Consider the following 19,551-nt stretch of genomic DNA (forward strand, 5'->3'; position numbering starts at 1 on the left):
CTTGTTCCCCCTCAGAGTACATGAGCATGTAGGGAAGACAATTCTTCCCACTTACTCACTGCTTGATAAACCCTTTGTAATGGCGTTTTACCAGTTGGCTTTCTAGCTGCTTCATTGTTTCTAAAGCAACGCCGACAACGATTAACATACTCGTTCCACCGATCTGTGCAGATGGAGGAAGATTTCCCAATTTCGTAAAGATAACTGGTAAGATTGCAATCGCTGCTAGGAAAATTGATCCTACAAAGGTCAAACGATACAAGATTTTTGTTAGATATTGTTCCGTATTCTTACCCGGACGAATACCTGGAACATATCCACCTTGCTTGTTTAGATTCTCTGACATTTGCTCTGGATTAACCTGAACAAATGCATAGAAATATGTGAAGGCTACAATGAGCGCAACATATATGATCATTCCCACTGGGTGAGAATAGTTAAAGTTTGCAATAATCCACTGCGATACATCATGTTTCGGGAAGAACTGTGCAATAGTCGGAGGCGTAATTAAGAATGAAACAGCAAAAATTACTGGAATAACACCAGCACTATTTACCTTAAGCGGTAAATGTGTGTTTTGTGCTCCAGCATAACCACCATTTCCTCCTGTTACACGCTTCGCATATTGAATTGGGATCTTTCTAACAGCCTGTTGAATGAAAATAACACCCACAATAACTGCTAGCACAGCTAGTAAAATCAATGCAACTTTAACGATACTCATGAACAATTGATCTCCGATATTTTGAAACTGTTGCTGATACACTTGAGATATAACACTTGGGATCGCTGCGGCAATACCGCCAAAGATAAGGATGGAAATACCATTACCTACACCTTTAGCTGTAATCTGTTCACCTAACCACATTAAAAATGCAGTACCAGCAGTCAGTACCGTAGCAATGTATAAATAAGTGCTCCAACCTGGATTCAAAATTAATTGTCCACCTACCATACCGTTAAAACCGATTGACATACCAAACCCCTGAATAAACGCAAGAACAATTGTAAAGTAACGGGTGAATTGCGTTAATTTACGACGGCCCATTTCACCTTGCTTCGACCATTCCGAAAATTTAGGAACAACATCCATCTGCAATAATTGCACGATGATGGATGCTGTAATATACGGCATGATTCCCATCGCAAAGATGGAGAAGTTTTTCAAGGCTCCACCGCCAAATGTATTTAGAATACCTAAAGCATTTAATTGATCTTGTGCCTTCAGTACGTCTCCATTTGTAAATGGCACGGGGATAAACGTGCCAATCCTGAATACGATTAACATCGCTAAAGTGAATAATATTTTACGTCTTATCTCAGCAACGCGCATAAAGTTGGAGATTGTACGAAACATTAGATCACCTCAACTGATCCGCCAGCTGCTTCAATTGCTTCTTTAGCACTTGAAGAGAACTTGTGCGCTTTAACAGTTAGTTTTTTCTCTACTGCTCCGCTTGCAAGAACTTTAACACCGTCGTTTAACTTGCTGATAACGCCAGTTTCCAGCAATAATTCAGGTGTTACTTCTGTACCATCTTCAAAACGATTTAACGTTGATAAGTTTACAATAGCAAACTCTTTACGGTTAATGTTTGTGAAGCCGCGTTTTGGTAAACGACGGAATAATGGAGTTTGACCACCTTCGAAGCCAAGACGAACACCGCCGCCAGAACGTGCGTTTTGTCCTTTATGACCTTTACCAGCAGTTTTACCGTTACCAGAACCGATACCACGACCGACACGGTTACGTACTTTACGAGAACCTTCTGCAGGTTTTAATTCATGAAGTTTCATTCCCAGGCACCTCCTTATATTAATGAGTTATCCTTAAGCTTCTTTTACAGTTACAAGGTGAGAAACTTTGTTGATCATACCAAGAATAGCAGGAGTTTCTTCCTTAACTACAGTTGAATTCAACTTTTTAAGACCTAAAGCTTCTACCGTCGCACGTTGATCTTGTGGACGACCAATTACACTACGAGTGAGGGTAATTTCTAACTTTTTCGCCATTTGTTTTCCCTCCTTAACCTAGTAGCTCTTCTACAGATTTACCGCGTAATTTTGCAACATCTTCAGCGCGCTTAAGTTCGCTTAATCCGTTCACAGTAGCGCGAATCATGTTGATTGGTGTGTTAGAACCAAGAGATTTCGAAAGAATATCTTGTACACCAGCTAATTCAAGGACCGCACGAACAGGTCCACCAGCAATAACACCAGTACCCTCAGCAGCAGGTTTTAAGAATACTTCACCAGCGCCAAAATGACCGTTGATTGTGTGTGGAATTGTTGTACCAACTAATGGTACAGCGATTAAGTTTTTCTTAGCGTCTTCGATAGCTTTACGGATTGCGTCTGGTACCTCTTGTGCTTTACCAGTACCGAATCCAACATGACCGTTTTTATCGCCAACTACAACTAGTGCAGCAAAGCGGAAACGACGACCACCCTTAACAACTTTCGCGACACGATTTATCGTAACTACACGTTCTTCAAGTTCTAATTTACTTGGGTCAATGCGATGCATCAATTTTCCCTCCTTTGACCATTAAAATTGTAATCCAGCCTCACGAGCAGCTTCAGCTAGAGCTTTAACACGGCCATGGTATAAGTAACCACCGCGATCAAATACTACTTCTTTAACGCCTTTCTCTACAGCACGCTTAGCAACTGATTCTCCAACTTTCGTAGCAGCTTCAATATTGCTAGTACCGTTAAGAGCAAGGTCTTTATCAAGAGTAGATGCACTTACTAACGTTACACCATTCACATCATCAATAACTTGAGCGTAAATATGTTGGTTAGAACGGAACACGTTTAAACGTGGACGCTCTGCAGTACCAGTAAGTTTAGCACGTACACGTGCATGTCTTTTCTTACGAGTCGCATTTTTATCAGCTTTAGTGATCATTCTTGTCACTCCTTTCTCTCACCTAACGGGTTTACTTAGCAGTTTTACCTTCTTTACGACGAACAACTTCGCCTTCGTAACGAATACCTTTACCTTTGTAAGGCTCAGGAGCACGTACAGCACGGATGTTAGCAGCGAATTCGCCAACACGTTGCTTGTCGATACCTTTAATTACGATCTTAGTTGGTGCAGGTACTTCAACTTCAAGACCTGCTTCCGGAGTCATTTCTACTGGATGAGAATAACCTACGCTTAATACAAGTTTATCACCTTGTTTTTGAGCACGGTAACCAACACCGACTAATTCAAGTCCGCGTGCGAAACCTTCAGTTACACCTTCAACCATGTTTCCGATTAAAGCACGAGTTGTACCGTGTAATGCACGGTGTTCCTTCTGTTCAGATGGACGCTCAACTGTTAATGTATTCTCTTCAATTTTGATAAGCATATCAGCATTGAAAGTACGAGTTAATTCACCTTTAGGGCCTTTTACTGTTACAGTATTGTCTTCTGCAACTGTAATAGTAACACCTGCAGGGATTTCAAGAATCTTTTTACCAATACGAGACATGTGGTCACACCTCCGTTCGTTTTAAATATATATTACCAAACGTATGCTACTACTTCTCCACCAGTTTGTAATTGACGAGCGTCTTTGTCTGTCATTACTCCCTTAGATGTAGAAACAAGAGCGATACCTAATCCGTTAAGTACACGTGGTACTTCGTCAGCTTTAGCGTAAACGCGTAAGCCAGGTTTACTGATACGTTTTAATCCAGTGATTACACGTTCATTGTTTGCACCATATTTCAGGAAAATACGAAGGATACCTTGTTTGTTATCCTCGATGTATTCTACATCACGAATGAAACCTTCACGTTTTAAAAGTTCAGCGATCTCTTTTTTGATTTTAGAAGCAGGAACCTCTAATTTCTCATGACGTACCATGTTCGCATTACGGATGCGAGTAAGCATGTCTGCAATTGGATCTGTCATCACCATGTGTTTTACCTCCTTCCCATTTGTGGGTTTTACCAACTAGCTTTTTTAACACCAGGAATTTGACCTTTATATGCAAGTTCACGGAAACAAATACGGCAAAGTTTAAATTTGCGGTATACAGAATGCGGACGACCGCAGCGTTCGCAACGTGTATACTCTTGTACTTTAAACTTAGGAGTACGCTTTTGTTTCGCTATCATAGATTTTTTAGCCACGTTTTCGCCTCCTCTACTTAGCGTTGGCTTCCATTATTTTTGGAATGGCATACCGAATTGTGTTAACAGTTCACGAGCTTCTTCATCAGTTTTCGCTGTAGTAACGATTACGATGTCCATACCGCGGACTTTGCTTACTTTATCATAATCAATCTCAGGGAAAATAAGTTGCTCTTTAACACCTAATGTATAGTTTCCACGACCATCGAATGATTTCTTAGAAACACCACGGAAATCACGTACACGTGGTAAAGAAACTGATACTAATTTGTCGAAGAACTCATACATTTGCTCGCCGCGTAAAGTTACTTTCGCACCGATTGGCATACCTTCACGAAGACGGAAACCAGCGATTGATTTTTTAGCACGAGTTACAACAGGTTTTTGACCTGTGATTTGTGTTAATTCTTCTACTGCGTTGTCTAACGCTTTTGAGTTAGATACCGCGTCACCAACACCAGTGTTGATTACGATCTTTTCGATTTTTGGTACCTGCATTACAGATTTATAGTTAAACTTGCTCACTAGAGCAGGAGTAATTTCCTTTTGGAACTTCTCTTTAAGGCGATTCAATGAAGTGACCTCCTTTCTTAAGAAAATTATTTATCTAATAATTCACCAGATTTTTTTGCAATACGAACTTTTTTACCATCTTCTACTTTGAAGCCTACGCGAGTAGGTTCACCTGTTTTCGGATCTAAAATCATAACGTTAGAAACGTGAATAGGTGCTTCTTTAGTAATAATTCCACCTTGTGGATTTAATTGAGATGGCTTAGAGTGCTTCTTAACGATATTGACACCCTCAACGATAACACGGTTTTGCTTTGGGAAAGCCACAAGGATAACGCCTTGTTTTCCTTTGTCTTTACCAGTGATTACCTGTACTTTATCACCTTTTTTTACATGCATCTTAATTCTGCACCTCCTTAGCAAGGCAATACCTTAAATTATAGAACTTCTGGAGCTAAAGAAACGATCTTCATGAAGTTGCTATCACGTAATTCACGAGCTACTGGTCCGAAGATACGAGTACCACGTGGGCTCTTATCGTCTTTAATGATAACCGCTGCGTTTTCATCAAATTTGATGTAAGAACCGTCCGGACGACGAGCTCCGCTCTTCGTACGTACTACTACTGCTTTAACAACGTCACCTTTTTTAACAACGCCACCTGGTGTTGCTTGTTTTACCGTAGCAACGATAATGTCACCAATGTTAGCATATTTACGACCAGAGCCGCCTAATACTTTAATTGTTAAAAGTTCACGTGCACCAGAGTTGTCAGCAACTTTCAAACGAGATTCTTGTTGGATCATGTTATGAAACCTCCCTTCGGACTAAAAATTCCGATTCGTCTATTTAGATAATAACCGCTTCTTCAACGATTTCAACTAAACGGAAACGCTTAGTAGCAGAAAGCGGGCGAGTTTCCATGATTTTAACGATATCGCCAAGTTTCGCTTGGTTTTGCTCATCATGGGCTTTGTACTTCTTAGAATACTTAACACGTTTTCCGTACAAGGAATGAGTTTTGTAAGTTTCAACTAAAACTGTAATCGTTTTGTCCATTTTGTCAGACACTACACGACCAGTATAAACTTTGCGTTGGTTACGTTCGCTCACTATGCAAACCTCCCCTCAATTTATCGATTAATTCCGATCTCTCTTTCACGAACTACAGTTTTCATACGAGCAATTGCTTTACGCACTTCACGAATGCGAGTTGGATTCTCTAATTGTCCTGTAGCAAGTTGGAAGCGAAGATTAAACAACTCTTCCTTTAAAGCTTTAACTTTTGTTTCGATTTCGGCAGTGGTTAATTCACGAATATCATTAGTTTTCATTAGATTCACCACCATTTTCTTCACGTTTTACGAATTTACATTTCACAGGTAACTTGTGAGCTGCAAGACGTAATGCTTCGCGTGCTACCTCTTCAGATACACCCGCGATTTCGAACATAATTTTCCCAGGTTTTACTACTGCTACCCAGCCTTCTGGTGCCCCTTTACCGGAACCCATACGTACTTCTAGAGGTTTTGCAGTGTAAGGTTTAGAAGGGAAAATTTTAATCCATACTTTACCGCCACGTTTCATGTAACGAGTCATTGCACGACGAGCAGCTTCGATTTGACGGTTTGTAATCCATGAAGCAGCTTGTGCTTGTAAACCGAATTCACCGAAAGCAATTTCAGTTCCACCTTTAGCACGACCACGCATTTTACCACGATGCTCTCTACGATATTTTACGCGTTTTGGCATTAACATATTATTTTCCTCCTTCCTCAGAAGCTTTCTTTTTTGTAGGAAGGACTTCTCCACGGTAGATCCATACTTTTACGCCTAATTTACCGTATGTTGTATCAGCTTCAACTGCTGCATAGTCAATATCAGCGCGAAGTGTATGAAGTGGAACAGTTCCTTCACTGTAAGATTCTGCACGAGCGATATCAGCTCCGCCAAGACGACCAGAAACCTGTGTTTTAATACCTTTAGCACCTGCACGCATAGCACGTTGAATAACTTGCTTTTGTGCACGACGGAATGATACACGGTTTTCTAATTGACGAGCGATGTTTTCGCCTACTAATTTAGCGTTAAGATCAGCTCTCTTAACTTCTAAAATGTTGATGTGTACACGCTTGCCTGTTAATTGGTTAAGAGCTTTACGAAGTGCTTCAACTTCAGTACCACCTTTACCAATTACCATACCAGGTTTTGCAGTGTGAATTGTAACATTTACACGATTTGCTGCACGTTCGATTTCTACTTTAGCAACAGCAGAATCTTTTAAGCGTACATTAATGTACTCACGGATTTTGATGTCTTCATGTAATAATGTAGCGTAATCTTTCTCAGCGAACCAACGAGATTCCCAGTCACGGATAACGCCGACACGAAGACCAATTGGATTAACCTTTTGACCCATCGATTATCCCTCCTTCTTTTCTGATACCACAACTGTGATGTGGCTTGTGCGTTTGTTAATTTGGCTTGCACGACCCATTGCACGTGGACGGAAACGTTTTAACGTCGGACCTTCGTCAACGAAAACTTTTTCTACAACTAGGTTGTTAATGTCCATCTCATAATTGTGCTCTGCATTTGCGATTGCAGATTTTAAAACTTTTTCTACAACTGGAGAAGCAGTTTTTGGTGTGTGGTTAAGGATAGCAATCGCTTCACCCACTTGCTTACCTCGGATTAAGTCTACTACTAAACGAACTTTACGAGGAGCAATACGAACTGTTCTCGCTACTGCTTTAGCTTGCATTGAAGTGCCTCCTCTCATTATCTTCTAGTTTTCTTATCGTCAGCAAGGTGACCTTTGTACGTACGAGTTGGTGCGAATTCACCTAACTTATGGCCAACCATATCCTCAGTGATGTACACAGGTACGTGTTTACGACCATCATATACAGCGATTGTGTGTCCGATGAACTGAGGGAAGATTGTTGAACGGCGAGACCAAGTTTTAACAACTTGTTTTTGCTCAGATGCAACTAATTTTTCCATTTTGCTCATTAAGTGATCATCGACAAATGGTCCTTTTTTTAAGCTACGAGCCATTTTGGTGCCTCCCTTCGTGATTGGCGTACGGTTCTAGAAATGAACCGTACTACAATCCCATTATTTTTTACGACGACGAACGATAAATTTGTCAGACGCTTTGTTTTTCTTACGAGTCTTGAATCCAAGAGTTGGTTTACCCCATGGAGACATTGGAGACTTACGTCCGATTGGAGAACGTCCTTCACCACCACCGTGTGGGTGATCAACAGGGTTCATTACAGAACCACGAACTGTTGGGCGTTTACCTAACCAGCGAGAGCGACCTGCTTTACCGATTTTGATAAGTTCGTGTTGTTCGTTACCTACTTGACCGATTGAAGCGCGACAAGCAGATAATACAAGACGTACTTCACCAGAAGTTAAACGTACAAGTACGTATTTACCTTCTTTACCAAGTACTTGAGCAGATGTACCAGCAGAACGAACTAATTGTCCGCCACGACCAGGCTTAAGCTCGATGTTATGAACAACAGTACCTACTGGAATGTTGATTAATGGTAATGCGTTACCGATTTTAATGTCAGCTTCTGGGCCAGACATAACTTCCATACCTACTTCTAAAGATTTAGGAGCAAGAATGTAACGTTTTTCACCGTCAACGTAGTTAATTAATGCGATATTCGCAGAGCGGTTTGGATCGTATTCGATCGTAGCAACGCGTCCTGGAATTCCATCTTTGTTACGCTTAAAGTCGATGATACGGTATTGACGCTTATGTCCGCCACCTTGATGACGTACAGTGATTTTACCTTGGTTATTACGACCAGCCTTCTTGCTTAAAGGAGCAAGTAATGACTTTTCGGGTCTATCAGTCGTGATTTCAGCGAAATCATTCGTAGTCATATTACGACGACCGTTAGTAGTTGGATTATACTTTTTGATTCCCATCTCAATTTCCCTCCTTCTTTAGTAAGAATTAAACGCCTTGGAAGATTTCGATTTCTTTGCTGTCAGCAGTTAGCTTAACGATTGCTTTACGACGACGGCTAGTAAAACCAGCGTGACGACCAACGCGTTTTGCTTTCGGCTTGTAGTTCATGATGTTCACTTTTTCTACTTTAACACCAAAGATCGCTTCAAGAGCATCTTTAACTTCTGTTTTATTAGATTTAACGTCCACATCGAACGTGTATTTTTTTTCAGCCATCATTTCCATAGAACGTTCAGTGATAACTGGGCGCTTAATGATATCACGAGGATCTCTCATTATGCAAGCACCTCCTCTACTTTTTCCACTGCCGCTTTTGTCATGATTAGCTTATCATGATGAAGCACGTCTAAAACGTTTACGCCATCAGCAGTGATTACTGTTACTCCAGGGATATTGCGAGCAGATAACTCTACAGATTCGTTTGCATCAGCAGTTACGATAAGAGCTTTCTTCTCAACAGTTAATCCTTTAAGTACTGCTAGCATATCTTTTGTTTTTGGTGCATTTAACACTAGGTCTTCAAGAACTACAATGTTGTTCTCAACTACTTTAGTAGCTAATGCAGATTTGATTGCTAAACGACGAACTTTCTTAGGAAGTTTGTACGCATAGCTTCTTGGTGTAGGTCCGAATACCGTACCACCACCACGCCATTGAGGAGAGCGGATAGACCCTTGACGAGCACGTCCAGTTCCTTTTTGACGCCATGGTTTACGACCACCACCGCGAACTTCAGAGCGAGTTTTTACTTTGTGTGTACCTTGACGTAAAGATGCACGTTGCATCATTACAGCTTCGAAAAGTACAGCTTCATTTGGTTCGATACCGAAAATAGCTTCAGCTAATTCGATTTCACCAACCTGTGAACCAGTTTGGTTATATACAGTAACTTTTGGCATTGGAATTCCTCCTTCCTATTGTGAATTATTTGCTAACCTTCACAGCGCCTTGAACAACTACAAGAGATTTCTTAGCACCTGGAACGTTACCTTTTACTAGTAATAAGTTGCGCTCAGTGTCAACTTGAACGATTTCTAAGTTTTGGATAGTAACTTGGTCTCCACCCATACGTCCAGCAAGTTTTTTGCCTTTGAATACACGGTTCGGAGCAACTGGGCCCATTGAACCTGGACGACGGTGATAGCGAGAACCATGAGACATAGGTCCGCGAGATTGTCCGTGGCGTTTGATAACACCTTGGAAACCTTTACCTTTAGAAATTCCTGTTACATCAACGATTTCACCTGTAGCGAATACGTCAACTTTTACCTCTTGACCAACCTCTAATCCGTCCACGTCTGCATCGCGGATTTCGCGAATGAAGCGCTTAGGAGTTGTAGATGCTTTAGCAGTGTGGCCTTGTTCAGGTTTGTTAGTTAACTTTTCACGTTTATCTTCAAATCCTAACTGGATTGCATTGTAGCCATCAGTTTCAGTTGTTTTCTTTTGAAGAACAACGTTTGGATTAGCAGCGATAACTGTTACTGGGATTAACTCACCGTTCTCAGCAAATACTTGAGTCATACCGATCTTTCTTCCTAAGATTCCTTTGGTCATGAGTTACACCTCCTACATTTTTAAGTTATATAAATTATAGTTTGATTTCGATATCTACACCAGATGGTAAGTCTAAACGCATTAATGAATCTACTGTTTGTGGAGTAGGACTCACGATGTCGATTAGACGTTTGTGCGTGCGCATTTCGAATTGCTCACGAGAATCTTTGTACTTATGAACAGCACGAAGAATTGTGTAAACAGTTTTTTCAGTTGGTAATGGGATCGGACCAGAAACTGTTGCCCCAGAACGCTTAGCTGTTTCTACAATTTTCTCAGCTGACTGATCAAGAATACGGTGATCGTAAGCTTTTAAACGGATACGAATTTTTTCTTTTGCCATTATTTTCCCTCCTTCGTTCGCCTATTTCTAAAATAGACCTTCTCCATGGAAATTTCCCCACACCATGCCATGGCAAAGCGGCCGGGTGTGTCAGCAACCTTCCACTTCATCGCAGTCAAAGACCAACATTGTCTATTATACAATGTTATTCGTCTAGATGCAAGCATCTTTTTGTTTGCATCTGCTTTTCTCTACTTTTGCTATTATACATGGCACTTTAAAGAATTTCAAGTTTTCATCTAACAGAATTCATTTTACAGTTTCTGGATTATCTTTTGTCGTTTTTATATTACTATAGAAGAAACTCGTCAAAACAAAAAACACCCTCTTCTTCCTTATATAAACGCAAACAAAAAACCTAAGGGAAAATCCCTTAGGTTTTTTTATATCAGTTAAGATTACTCAACGATAGTAGCAACTACACCGTAACCTACTGTACGTCCACCTTCACGAATAGAGAATTTAGTTCCCTCTTCGATAGCGATTGGAGCGATAAGTTCGATAGTCATTTCGATGTTGTCACCAGGCATTACCATTTCAGTACCTTCTGGTAATTGGATGATACCAGTTACGTCAGTTGTACGGAAGTAGAACTGAGGACGGTAGTTAGCGAAGAATGGAGTGTGACGTCCACCTTCTTCTTTAGATAATACGAAAACTTCAGCTTTGAATTTAGCGTGAGCTTTTACAGAACCGCTTTTTGCAAGTACTTGTCCACGTTGGATGTCTTCACGAGCAACCCCACGAAGTAAAGCACCGATGTTGTCTCCAGCTTGAGCTTGGTCAAGAAGTTTACGGAACATCTCTACACCAGTTACAGTTGTAGAAGCATTTTCTTCAGCAAGACCGATGATTTCTACTACGTCACCAACTTTAACGATACCGCGCTCAACACGACCAGTAGCAACTGTACCACGACCTGTGATAGAGAATACGTCCTCTACAGGCATTAAGAATGGTTTGTCAGTTTCACGTTCTGGAGTTGGGATGTAAGCATCAACTTCAGCCATTAATTCAATGATTTTTGCTTCCCAATCAGCTTCTCCTTGAAGAGCTTTAAGAGCAGAACCTTTGATTACAGGAATGTCGTCGCCTGGGAATCCGTATTCAGATAATAGGTCGCGAACTTCCATTTCTACTAATTCTAATAATTCTTCGTCATCTACCATGTCGCATTTGTTTAAGAATACAACGATGTAAGGAACACCTACTTGACGAGAAAGAAGGATGTGCTCACGTGTTTGAGGCATTGGGCCATCAGCAGCAGATACTACTAAGATACCGCCGTCCATTTGAGCAGCACCAGTGATCATGTTTTTAACATAGTCAGCGTGACCTGGGCAGTCAACGTGTGCATAGTGACGAGTTTCAGTTTCGTACTCAACGTGTGCAGTTGAGATTGTGATACCGCGCTCTCTTTCTTCTGGAGCAGCATCGATTTGATCGTATCCGCGTGCTTCAGCACCACCAGCTTTTGCAAGAACTGTAGTGATCGCAGCAGTTAATGTAGTTTTACCATGGTCAACGTGGCCGATTGTACCGATGTTAACATGGGGTTTAGAACGTTCGAATTTAGCTTTAGCCATTCTAAATTCCTCCTTAGTTTATATAGGTTATTTTATATTTAGACTAGAAAGTGAAACTTACGTCCCACTTTCTAAGCTTACATAAGTAGTTATACTTGAACAATCGATAAAAATCAATTATTCACCTTTATTTTTTTTGATAATTTCTTCAGAAACAGACTTTGGTACTTCTTCATAGTGGTCAAACACCATAGAGAATGTTCCGCGTCCTTGAGTGTTAGAACGTAATGACGTTGCATAACCGAACATTTCAGAAAGTGGAACCATAGCGCGAACAACTTGTGCGTTACCGCGAGCTTCCATACCTTCTACACGTCCACGACGAGATGTTACGTCACCCATAATGTCACCCATGTACTCTTCAGGAATTACAACTTCAACTTTCATCATTGGCTCAAGAATTACTGGGCTACATTTAGAAACCGCAGCTTTAAGTGCCATAGATGCAGCGATTTTGAACGCCATCTCAGATGAATCGACATCATGGTAAGATCCGTCAACTAATGCAGCTTTAATGTCAACTAGTGGATAACCAGCTAGTACACCATTTTTAAGTGCATCTTCAAGACCTGCTCCAACAGCTGGGATGTATTCACGAGGAACTACACCACCGACGATCTTGTTTTCGAATTCGAATCCTTTACCTTCTTCGTTAGGTTCAAACTCAATCCAAACGTGACCGAATTGTCCACGACCACCAGATTGACGAGCGAACTTACCTTCAACTTTCGCAGCAGCGCGGAAAGTCTCACGGTATGCTACCTGAGGAGCACCAACGTTTGCTTCCACTTTGAATTCACGACGCATACGGTCAACGATGATATCAAGGTGAAGTTCACCCATACCAGCGATGATAGTTTGGCCAGTTTCTTGGTCAGTGTGAGCACGGAATGTTGGATCTTCTTCAGAAAGCTTAGATAATGCTGTACCCATTTTATCTTGGTCAGCTTTAGATTTTGGTTCGATAGCTACAGAGATAACTGGCTCTGGGAATTCCATAGACTCAAGGATAACAAGGCTCTTCTCGTCACAAAGAGTATCACCAGTAGTAGTATCTTTTAAACCTACAGCAGCAGCGATATCACCAGCGTAAACTGTTGAAATCTCTTCACGGCTGTTAGCGTGCATTTGTAGGATACGACCTACACGCTCACGCTTACCTTTAGTTGAGTTTTTCACGTATGATCCAGAGTTTAACACACCAGAGTACACACGGAAGAACGTTAACTTACCAACATAAGGGTCAGTCATGATTTTGAATGCTAAAGCTGCGAATGGTTCTTCATCGCTAGACTTGCGTTCTACTTCTTCATCTGTATCCGGTAGAGTACCTTTAATAGCAGGTACATCTAGTGGTGATGGAAGGTAGTCGATAACTGCGTCTAACAGAATTTGAACACCTTTGTTTTTGAATGCAGAACCACAGATTACTGGGAAGAATTCTACAGAAGTTGTAGCCTTACGGATACCAGCTTTAAGCTCTTCTACAGTGATTTCTTCACCTTCTAGGTACTTCATCATCATTTCTTCATCAAGCTCAGCTACCGCTTCAATAAGTTTTCCACGGTATTCTTCAGCTAATTCTTTGTGCTCTTCAGGAATTTCAACACGTTGAATGTCTGTTCCTAAATCGTTACCGTACATGTAAGCACACTCTTCAACAAGGTCAATGATACCATTGAACTCATCTTCAGCACCGATTGGTAACTGAATTGGATGTGCGTTTGCTTGTAAACGATCGTGGATTGTTCCTACAGAGTATAAGAAATCTGCACCGATCTTATCCATTTTGTTAACGAATACGATACGAGGTACGCCGTAAGTAGTAGCCTGACGCCAAACAGTTTCTGTTTGTGGTTCTACACCAGATTGCGCATCAAGTACCGCTACAGCGCCATCAAGTACGCGTAAAGAACGTTCTACTTCTACTGTGAAATCTACGTGTCCTGGAGTATCAATGATGTTTACACGATGACCTTTCCATTGTGCTGTAGTTGCAGCAGAAGTAATTGTGATACCACGCTCTTGCTCTTGCTCCATCCAGTCCATCTGAGATGCACCTTCGTGAGTTTCACCGATTTTATGAATACGTCCTGTGTAGTACAGAATACGCTCAGTTGCTGTTGTTTTACCAGCATCGATGTGAGCCATGATACCAATATTACGAGTGTTTTCTAAAGAGAACTCTCTTGCCATTTGGTGTCTTGCTCCTTCCATATATGGATTGGATTTTTTTATTTTAAGTAGCAAAAAAGCCACTTTATATTGTTACACATGTCAGTATGTCCAGTACTCTCATTATGTAAAACGAGCGCCCGATGAAAGGGAGAGGCATTCTCCCTCTCCACACTTCCATAAGCGACAAATAAAGCGGTTTATGCTTACATTTATTTTACGTTGAATCCTACCAACGGTAATGAGCAAATGCTTTGTTAGCTTCTGCCATTTTATGAGTGTCTTCACGTTTCTTAACAGATGCACCAGCGTTGTTAGCTGCATCTAAGATTTCGTTAGCAAGACGCTCTTCCATAGTTTTTTCACCACGAAGACGAGCGTAGTTTACTAACCAACGAAGACCTAAAGTTGTACGGCGTTCTGGACGAACCTCAACTGGAACTTGGTAGTTAGCACCACCAACACGACGAGCGCGTACTTCAAGAACAGGCATGATGTTCTTAAGAGCTTGCTCGAATACTTCCATTGGCTCTTTACCAGTACGTTCGTTTACGATATCGAACGCATTATAAAGAATTGTTTGAGATTTACCTTTTTTACCGTCAACCATCATTTTGTTGATAAGGCGTGTTACTAGCTTCGAATTGTACATTGGATCTGGTAACACGTCACGTTTCGCAACAGGTCCTTTACGAGGCATATTGAGTTCCTCCTTTCATTTTAAAGTTATTATTTTTTAGCAGGTTTTGGTCTCTTAGTACCATATTTAGAACGTCCTTGCATACGTTTGTCAACACCAGCTGTGTCAAGCGCACCACGAACGATGTGGTAACGTACCCCCGGTAAATCCTTTACACGACCACCGCGAATTAATACTACGCTATGCTCTTGTAGGTTATGACCGATACCTGGGATGTAAGCTGTAACCTCGATACCGTTTGTTAAACGTACACGAGCGTATTTACGTAACGCTGAGTTAGGTTTCTTTGGAGTCATTGTACCAACACGAGTACATACACCACGTTTTTGAGGTGCAGAGATATCAGTTGATTTTTTCTTTAAAGAGTTAAAACCTTTGTTTAACGCAGGTGATTTAGATTTCCATACTTTATCAGTACGACCATTTCTCACTAATTGGTTAATAGTAGGCATTTGATTATCCTCCCTTCGCATGTTTGTATGACCACATATCCAGGTGGTTCATTATTAGTTGAAAACAAAGTTTTTGCAAGGAAGAGCAAATGCTCTCTCCTCACAAAAACAGTTTTAACTTATTATTCCTATTGCTGAAGCTCCCACTTGAATCCCCGAAGCTTTACCAAGCTTACGAACTGATTCAACTTTTGTTATGGGCACGTTATATTGCATTGCAACACGAATGATAGCATGGGTTAACCGCATGTCAGCATCCTCTGCGATGACAACTTCTTTAACTGTACCATTTTTGATTGCCTCCAATGTACGTTTATGACCAACGACTACATTTTCAGCAGTTGATACTTTTTGATAAGACATATAAATATCCTCCAAAGCATCGTTCAGGAGCAACCTTGATTATAGTAACATTTTGACTCATACAATGTCAACTAAGATTAATTGTTTTTATACAAAATTTATGCCGGAAAATTTTACTGTTCCACATAAACCTCATCGTTTTCTACATTCATGTCATCTTGTGTTGTTTTTACAAGATCCACTTTGCGATAACGATTCATACCTGTTCCAGCAGGAACAAGTTTACCGATAATAACATTTTCTTTTAATCCTAGAAGTTCATCGCGTTTACCCTTAATTGCTGCATCAGTTAAGACACGAGTTGTTTCTTGGAACGATGCTGCAGATAAGAATGAATCTGTTTCAAGTGAAGCTTTTGTAATACCAAGTAGAACAGGTCTAGCTGTTGCTGGTTGCTTACCTTGCAGTAAGACCTTAGCATTCGCATCAGTGAACTGATGGATATCTAGTAATGTTCCTGGTAATACATCTGTTTCACCTGCATCACTTACACGAACTTTACGTAACATTTGACGTACCATTACTTCTACGTGTTTGTCACCAATTTCTACCCCTTGCATACGGTATACTTTTTGAACTTCACGTAATAAGTATTCTTGAACCGCCGTAATGTCCGTTACTTTTAGTAATTCTTTCGGATCAATAGAACCTTCTGTTAACTCTTTACCGTGGCTAATTGGCTGTCCTGGAGTTACTTTCAGACGAGCACCGTAAGGAATAGCATACGTACGAGCTTCAACTTCACCCTGTACAACTACTTCTTGGCGATCTTTAACGTCGTTGATCGCTGCGATAACACCGTCGATTTCACTGATAACTGCCTGACCTTTCGGATTACGAGCTTCGAAGATCTCTTGGATACGAGGTAAACCTTGAGTAATATCATCTCCGGCAACCCCACCTGTATGGAATGTACGCATCGTTAACTGTGTACCTGGCTCACCGATAGATTGAGCTGCGATAATACCTACCGCTTCTCCTACTTCTACGTCTGTTCCAGTTGCTAAGTTACGACCGTAACACTTCTTACATACACCGTGGCGAGTATTACACGTAAACGCTGAACGAATGTTTACAGTTTCAACACCCGAATTTTCAACGATATGAGCGATATCTTCAGTAATTAATTGATTTTCAGCAACTAATACTTCACCTGTTTCAGGATGTTTTACAGTTTTTCTTGCAAAACGTCCAACAAGACGATCATATAATGACTCGATAACTTCATTACCCTCTTTAATCGCACCAATTAATAAACCGCGATCTGTTCCACAATCATCTTCACGAACGATTACATCTTGTGCAACGTCAACAAGACGACGTGTTAAGTAACCAGAATCGGCAGTTTTAAGTGCTGTATCGGCAAGACCTTTACGCGCACCATGCGTAGAGATGAAGTACTCAAGTACTGTTAAACCTTCACGGAAACTCGATTTGATTGGAAGTTCGATGATACGACCAGATGGATTGGCCATAAGACCACGCATACCAGCAAGCTGAGTAAAGTTAGATGCGTTACCACGGGCACCTGAGTCACTCATCATGAAGATTGGGTTGCGTTTATTCAAGGATTTCATCAGTTTTCCTTGGATAACATCTTTTGCATTACTCCAAATAGAGATAACGCGATCGTAACGTTCTTCTTCCGTGATTAAACCGCGACGGAATTGTTTAATTACATTATCTACTTTTGCTTGTGCTTCGTGGAGAATTTCATCTTTTTCGCCTAATACAAGAATGTCAGATACCCCAACTGTAATACCAGCTTTTGTAGAGTACTTGAATCCTAAGTTTTTCATACGGTCAAGCATGCGAGACGTTTCTGTAATTTGGAAACGTTTGAACACTTCCGCAATGATGTTACCAAGGATCTTCTTGCTAAATGGCGCCACTTCTTCGCGACTAGCAATAATTTCTTTAATGTTCGCACCTTTTTCAACGAAATATTTCGCTGGTGTTTCTTTTTCAAGGTTTGAATTTGTTGGTTCATTAATATAAGGGAACGACTCTGGTAAGATTTCGTTAAATATTAATTTACCAACTGTTGTTAATAGAAGCATACTCTTTTGCTCTTCAGTAAATGTTGCGTTGTTTACTGCACTTGCAGCTACTGCAACACGTGTATGAAGATGAACATATCCATTTTGATATGCAAGCAATGCTTCATTTGCATCTTTGAAGACCATACCTTCACCGATTGCACCTTCACGCTCAAGTGTTAAGTAATAGTTACCTAATACCATATCCTGAGATGGAGTAACAACTGGTTTACCGTCTTTCGGGTTCAAGATGTTTTGTGCCGCTAACATAAGAAGACGAGCTTCAGCTTGAGCTTCTGATGATAAAGGTACGTGAACGGCCATTTGGTCACCGTCAAAGTCCGCGTTGTATGCAGTACATACAAGTGGGTGAAGACGGATTGCGCGACCTTCTACTAATGTAGGTTCAAACGCCTGGATACCAAGACGGTGAAGTGTTGGTGCGCGGTTTAGAAGTACTGGATGTTCTTTAATCACAGACTCTAAAACGTCCCAAACTTCAGGTTGTACACGCTCGATTTTACGTTTCGCACTCTTAATGTTATGTGCTAATCCTTTTTCAACTAACTCTTTCATTACGAAAGGTTTGAACAGTTCAAGCGCCATTTCTTTTGGTAATCCACATTGATACATCTTTAAGTTCGGTCCTACAACGATTACAGAACGACCAGAGTAGTCAACACGTTTACCTAATAAGTTTTGACGGAAACGTCCTTGTTTACCTTTAAGCATGTGAGATAGTGATTTTAATGGACGGTTACCTGGCCCAGTAACTGGACGGCCACGACGACCATTATCGATTAATGCGTCTACAGCTTCTTGTAACATACGTTTTTCGTTTTGAACGATGATGCTTGGTGCACCTAAGTCCAATAGACGTTTTAAACGGTTGTTACGGTTAATTACACGACGGTATAAGTCGTTTAAGTCAGAAGTAGCAAAACGTCCACCGTCTAACTGTACCATTGGGCGTAGTTCTGGTGGGATTACTGGTAGAACATCTAAGATCATCCAAGACGGTTCATTTCCAGAGTTACGGAATGCTTCTAATACTTCTAGACGTTTAATAGCACGAGTACGGCGTTGTCCTTGTGCTGTTTTTAATTCTTCTTTTAAGAAGTCTACTTCTTTATCTAAATCGATGTCTTGTAGTAGCTTTTTAATTGCTTCTGCACCCATAGCAGCTTGGAATGTGCTACCATATCGATCACGATATGCACGGTATTCTTTTTCAGAAAGTAATTGCTTCTTATCAAGTGGTGTATCTCCACTTTCTGTTACAACATAAGAAGCGAAATAAATTACTTCTTCAAGCGCGCGAGGGGACATGTCTAAGACAAGTCCCATGCGGCTCGGGATACCTTTGAAATACCAAATATGAGATACAGGAGCAGCTAATTCGATATGACCCATACGTTCACGACGTACTTTTGCACGCGTTACTTCAACGCCACATCGATCACAAACTACACCTTTATAACGTACACGTTTGTATTTTCCGCAATGACATTCCCAGTCCTTTTGTGGTCCGAAAATACGCTCACAGAACAAGCCATCTTTTTCAGGCTTTAACGTACGATAGTTAATAGTTTCTGGTTTCTTAACTTCACCGTATGACCAAGAACGAATCTTGTCAGGTGAAGCAAGTCCAATCTTCATATATTCAAAGTTATTTACATCTATCAAGGGGCCTACCTCCCTT

General features: G+C 40.9%; 28 protein-coding genes. All 28 read right to left on the reverse strand.

Annotated elements, in window-relative coordinates; all coding sequences use genetic code 11:
- Positions 1-55 precede the first annotated feature (55 nt).
- The 28 genes from secY to rpoC all read right to left on the reverse strand — a co-directional run bounded on the left by secY (position 56) and on the right by rpoC (position 19,535).
- Positions 56-1,357, reverse strand: a complete 1,302-nt coding sequence (gene secY, locus HMAS_RS26615; protein ID WP_000490117.1) for a preprotein translocase subunit SecY — start codon at positions 1,355-1,357, stop codon at positions 56-58.
- On the reverse strand, positions 1,357-1,797 hold the full coding sequence (gene rplO, locus HMAS_RS26620; protein WP_000766081.1) for a 50S ribosomal protein L15: 441 nt from the start codon (positions 1,795-1,797) through the stop codon (positions 1,357-1,359). The genes secY and rplO overlap by 1 nt, the downstream gene beginning before the upstream one ends.
- Before the next feature lie 33 nt (positions 1,798-1,830).
- Positions 1,831-2,013: a 50S ribosomal protein L30 gene (gene rpmD / locus HMAS_RS26625; protein ID WP_001085234.1), complete on the reverse strand. Its 183-nt coding sequence runs from the start codon at positions 2,011-2,013 to the stop codon at positions 1,831-1,833.
- Positions 2,014-2,026: 13 nt separating this feature from the next.
- Complete coding sequence (gene rpsE, locus HMAS_RS26630) at positions 2,027-2,527, reverse strand: 30S ribosomal protein S5 (protein ID WP_000554646.1); 501 nt, start codon at positions 2,525-2,527, stop codon at positions 2,027-2,029.
- A gap of 21 nt (positions 2,528-2,548) precedes the next feature.
- A complete protein-coding gene (gene rplR, locus HMAS_RS26635) occupies positions 2,549-2,911 on the reverse strand; it encodes a 50S ribosomal protein L18 (protein WP_000628816.1) in 363 nt (120 codons plus the stop codon).
- A 31-nt stretch (positions 2,912-2,942) separates the two neighbouring features.
- The gene (rplF, locus tag HMAS_RS26640) at positions 2,943-3,482 is read right to left on the reverse strand and encodes a 50S ribosomal protein L6 (protein WP_000086558.1); all 540 of its coding nucleotides are present in this window, start codon (positions 3,480-3,482) and stop codon (positions 2,943-2,945) included.
- A gap of 32 nt (positions 3,483-3,514) precedes the next feature.
- Positions 3,515-3,913: a 30S ribosomal protein S8 gene (gene rpsH / locus HMAS_RS26645; protein ID WP_000245511.1), complete on the reverse strand. Its 399-nt coding sequence runs from the start codon at positions 3,911-3,913 to the stop codon at positions 3,515-3,517.
- Between the two features lie 29 nt (positions 3,914-3,942).
- Positions 3,943-4,128, reverse strand: a complete 186-nt coding sequence (gene rpsN / locus HMAS_RS26650; RefSeq protein WP_001085700.1) for a 30S ribosomal protein S14 — start codon at positions 4,126-4,128, stop codon at positions 3,943-3,945.
- Between the two features lie 33 nt (positions 4,129-4,161).
- Positions 4,162-4,701, reverse strand: coding sequence for a 50S ribosomal protein L5 (gene rplE / locus HMAS_RS26655; RefSeq protein ID WP_001080831.1), 540 nt, complete (start codon positions 4,699-4,701; stop codon positions 4,162-4,164).
- A 26-nt stretch (positions 4,702-4,727) separates the two neighbouring features.
- Positions 4,728-5,039: a 50S ribosomal protein L24 gene (gene rplX / locus HMAS_RS26660; RefSeq protein WP_000558200.1), complete on the reverse strand. Its 312-nt coding sequence runs from the start codon at positions 5,037-5,039 to the stop codon at positions 4,728-4,730.
- 38 nt (positions 5,040-5,077) lie between these two features.
- Positions 5,078-5,446, reverse strand: coding sequence for a 50S ribosomal protein L14 (gene rplN / locus HMAS_RS26665; RefSeq protein ID WP_000615912.1), 369 nt, complete (start codon positions 5,444-5,446; stop codon positions 5,078-5,080).
- Positions 5,447-5,489: 43 nt separating this feature from the next.
- Positions 5,490-5,753 (reverse strand): 30S ribosomal protein S17, encoded by a 264-nt coding sequence (gene rpsQ / locus HMAS_RS26670; protein ID WP_000004106.1) that lies wholly within the window; start codon positions 5,751-5,753, stop codon positions 5,490-5,492.
- Between the two features lie 20 nt (positions 5,754-5,773).
- Positions 5,774-5,974, reverse strand: a complete 201-nt coding sequence (gene rpmC / locus HMAS_RS26675; protein WP_000855718.1) for a 50S ribosomal protein L29 — start codon at positions 5,972-5,974, stop codon at positions 5,774-5,776.
- The gene (gene rplP, locus HMAS_RS26680; RefSeq protein WP_000928969.1) at positions 5,964-6,398 is read right to left on the reverse strand and encodes a 50S ribosomal protein L16; all 435 of its coding nucleotides are present in this window, start codon (positions 6,396-6,398) and stop codon (positions 5,964-5,966) included. Before rplP ends, rpmC begins: the two co-directional genes overlap by 11 nt.
- Position 6,399: 1 nt before the next feature.
- Positions 6,400-7,059: a 30S ribosomal protein S3 gene (gene rpsC / locus HMAS_RS26685; protein ID WP_000529956.1), complete on the reverse strand. Its 660-nt coding sequence runs from the start codon at positions 7,057-7,059 to the stop codon at positions 6,400-6,402.
- 3 nt (positions 7,060-7,062) lie between these two features.
- Positions 7,063-7,404 (reverse strand): 50S ribosomal protein L22, encoded by a 342-nt coding sequence (gene rplV, locus HMAS_RS26690; protein ID WP_001148024.1) that lies wholly within the window; start codon positions 7,402-7,404, stop codon positions 7,063-7,065.
- A gap of 17 nt (positions 7,405-7,421) precedes the next feature.
- On the reverse strand, positions 7,422-7,700 hold the full coding sequence (gene rpsS / locus HMAS_RS26695; RefSeq protein WP_000124454.1) for a 30S ribosomal protein S19: 279 nt from the start codon (positions 7,698-7,700) through the stop codon (positions 7,422-7,424).
- Positions 7,701-7,760: 60 nt separating this feature from the next.
- The gene (rplB, locus tag HMAS_RS26700) at positions 7,761-8,591 is read right to left on the reverse strand and encodes a 50S ribosomal protein L2 (RefSeq protein WP_000511583.1); all 831 of its coding nucleotides are present in this window, start codon (positions 8,589-8,591) and stop codon (positions 7,761-7,763) included.
- A gap of 28 nt (positions 8,592-8,619) precedes the next feature.
- A complete protein-coding gene (rplW, locus tag HMAS_RS26705; protein ID WP_001205558.1) occupies positions 8,620-8,910 on the reverse strand; it encodes a 50S ribosomal protein L23 in 291 nt (96 codons plus the stop codon).
- On the reverse strand, positions 8,910-9,533 hold the full coding sequence (gene rplD / locus HMAS_RS26710) for a 50S ribosomal protein L4 (protein ID WP_001127258.1): 624 nt from the start codon (positions 9,531-9,533) through the stop codon (positions 8,910-8,912). The genes rplW and rplD overlap by 1 nt, the downstream gene beginning before the upstream one ends.
- Before the next feature lie 25 nt (positions 9,534-9,558).
- Positions 9,559-10,191, reverse strand: coding sequence for a 50S ribosomal protein L3 (rplC, locus tag HMAS_RS26715; RefSeq protein ID WP_000160207.1), 633 nt, complete (start codon positions 10,189-10,191; stop codon positions 9,559-9,561).
- Positions 10,192-10,225: 34 nt separating this feature from the next.
- The gene (rpsJ, locus tag HMAS_RS26720) at positions 10,226-10,534 is read right to left on the reverse strand and encodes a 30S ribosomal protein S10 (RefSeq protein WP_001040596.1); all 309 of its coding nucleotides are present in this window, start codon (positions 10,532-10,534) and stop codon (positions 10,226-10,228) included.
- Positions 10,535-10,932: 398 nt separating this feature from the next.
- A complete protein-coding gene (tuf, locus tag HMAS_RS26730) occupies positions 10,933-12,120 on the reverse strand; it encodes an elongation factor Tu (RefSeq protein WP_001029614.1) in 1,188 nt (395 codons plus the stop codon).
- A gap of 117 nt (positions 12,121-12,237) precedes the next feature.
- The gene (gene fusA, locus HMAS_RS26735) at positions 12,238-14,316 is read right to left on the reverse strand and encodes an elongation factor G (RefSeq protein ID WP_000090370.1); all 2,079 of its coding nucleotides are present in this window, start codon (positions 14,314-14,316) and stop codon (positions 12,238-12,240) included.
- A 208-nt stretch (positions 14,317-14,524) separates the two neighbouring features.
- Positions 14,525-14,995, reverse strand: a complete 471-nt coding sequence (gene rpsG / locus HMAS_RS26740) for a 30S ribosomal protein S7 (protein WP_001137491.1) — start codon at positions 14,993-14,995, stop codon at positions 14,525-14,527.
- A 29-nt stretch (positions 14,996-15,024) separates the two neighbouring features.
- Positions 15,025-15,447 (reverse strand): 30S ribosomal protein S12, encoded by a 423-nt coding sequence (gene rpsL, locus HMAS_RS26745; protein WP_001142341.1) that lies wholly within the window; start codon positions 15,445-15,447, stop codon positions 15,025-15,027.
- 114 nt (positions 15,448-15,561) lie between these two features.
- Positions 15,562-15,810 (reverse strand): 50S ribosomal protein L7ae-like protein, encoded by a 249-nt coding sequence (locus tag HMAS_RS26750; RefSeq protein ID WP_000121837.1) that lies wholly within the window; start codon positions 15,808-15,810, stop codon positions 15,562-15,564.
- Positions 15,811-15,923: 113 nt separating this feature from the next.
- Entirely contained in the window at positions 15,924-19,535 is a 3,612-nt protein-coding gene (rpoC, locus tag HMAS_RS26755; protein WP_000567939.1) for a DNA-directed RNA polymerase subunit beta', read from the reverse strand.
- Between the last annotated feature and the right edge of the window lie 16 nt (positions 19,536-19,551).

Source organism: Bacillus sp. HMA207, from assembly GCF_003402455.1.
Taxonomy (GTDB): Bacteria; Bacillota; Bacilli; order Bacillales; family Bacillaceae_G; genus Bacillus_A; species Bacillus_A cereus.

Bases quoted from the DNA above. Each gene is read 5' to 3' on its own strand.
- rplO (WP_000766081.1), bottom strand. From the start codon at position 1,797: ATGAAACTTCATGAATTAAAACCTGCAGAAGGTTCTCGTAAAGTACGT.
- rplR (WP_000628816.1), bottom strand. From the start codon at position 2,911: ATGATCACTAAAGCTGATAAAAATGCGACTCGTAAGAAAAGACATGCA.
- rplD (WP_001127258.1), bottom strand. From the start codon at position 9,533: ATGCCAAAAGTTACTGTATATAACCAAACTGGTTCACAGGTTGGTGAA.
- HMAS_RS26750 (WP_000121837.1), bottom strand. From the start codon at position 15,810: ATGTCTTATCAAAAAGTATCAACTGCTGAAAATGTAGTCGTTGGTCAT.
- rplF (WP_000086558.1), bottom strand. From the start codon at position 3,482: ATGTCTCGTATTGGTAAAAAGATTCTTGAAATCCCTGCAGGTGTTACT.
- secY (WP_000490117.1), bottom strand. From the start codon at position 1,357: ATGTTTCGTACAATCTCCAACTTTATGCGCGTTGCTGAGATAAGACGT.
- rpmD (WP_001085234.1), bottom strand. From the start codon at position 2,013: ATGGCGAAAAAGTTAGAAATTACCCTCACTCGTAGTGTAATTGGTCGT.
- rpsL (WP_001142341.1), bottom strand. From the start codon at position 15,447: ATGCCTACTATTAACCAATTAGTGAGAAATGGTCGTACTGATAAAGTA.
- rplV (WP_001148024.1), bottom strand. From the start codon at position 7,404: ATGCAAGCTAAAGCAGTAGCGAGAACAGTTCGTATTGCTCCTCGTAAA.
- rpmC (WP_000855718.1), bottom strand. From the start codon at position 5,974: ATGAAAACTAATGATATTCGTGAATTAACCACTGCCGAAATCGAAACA.
- rpsJ (WP_001040596.1), bottom strand. From the start codon at position 10,534: ATGGCAAAAGAAAAAATTCGTATCCGTTTAAAAGCTTACGATCACCGT.
- rpsS (WP_000124454.1), bottom strand. From the start codon at position 7,700: ATGGCTCGTAGCTTAAAAAAAGGACCATTTGTCGATGATCACTTAATG.
- rplX (WP_000558200.1), bottom strand. From the start codon at position 5,039: ATGCATGTAAAAAAAGGTGATAAAGTACAGGTAATCACTGGTAAAGAC.
- rpsE (WP_000554646.1), bottom strand. From the start codon at position 2,527: ATGCATCGCATTGACCCAAGTAAATTAGAACTTGAAGAACGTGTAGTT.
- rplC (WP_000160207.1), bottom strand. From the start codon at position 10,191: ATGACCAAAGGAATCTTAGGAAGAAAGATCGGTATGACTCAAGTATTT.
- rplP (WP_000928969.1), bottom strand. From the start codon at position 6,398: ATGTTAATGCCAAAACGCGTAAAATATCGTAGAGAGCATCGTGGTAAA.
- fusA (WP_000090370.1), bottom strand. From the start codon at position 14,316: ATGGCAAGAGAGTTCTCTTTAGAAAACACTCGTAATATTGGTATCATG.
- rpsH (WP_000245511.1), bottom strand. From the start codon at position 3,913: ATGGTGATGACAGATCCAATTGCAGACATGCTTACTCGCATCCGTAAT.
- rplW (WP_001205558.1), bottom strand. From the start codon at position 8,910: ATGAGAGATCCTCGTGATATCATTAAGCGCCCAGTTATCACTGAACGT.
- rplB (WP_000511583.1), bottom strand. From the start codon at position 8,591: ATGGGAATCAAAAAGTATAATCCAACTACTAACGGTCGTCGTAATATG.
- rplN (WP_000615912.1), bottom strand. From the start codon at position 5,446: ATGATCCAACAAGAATCTCGTTTGAAAGTTGCTGACAACTCTGGTGCA.
- rpsG (WP_001137491.1), bottom strand. From the start codon at position 14,995: ATGCCTCGTAAAGGACCTGTTGCGAAACGTGACGTGTTACCAGATCCA.
- rpsC (WP_000529956.1), bottom strand. From the start codon at position 7,059: ATGGGTCAAAAGGTTAATCCAATTGGTCTTCGTGTCGGCGTTATCCGT.
- tuf (WP_001029614.1), bottom strand. From the start codon at position 12,120: ATGGCTAAAGCTAAATTCGAACGTTCTAAACCCCATGTTAACATCGGT.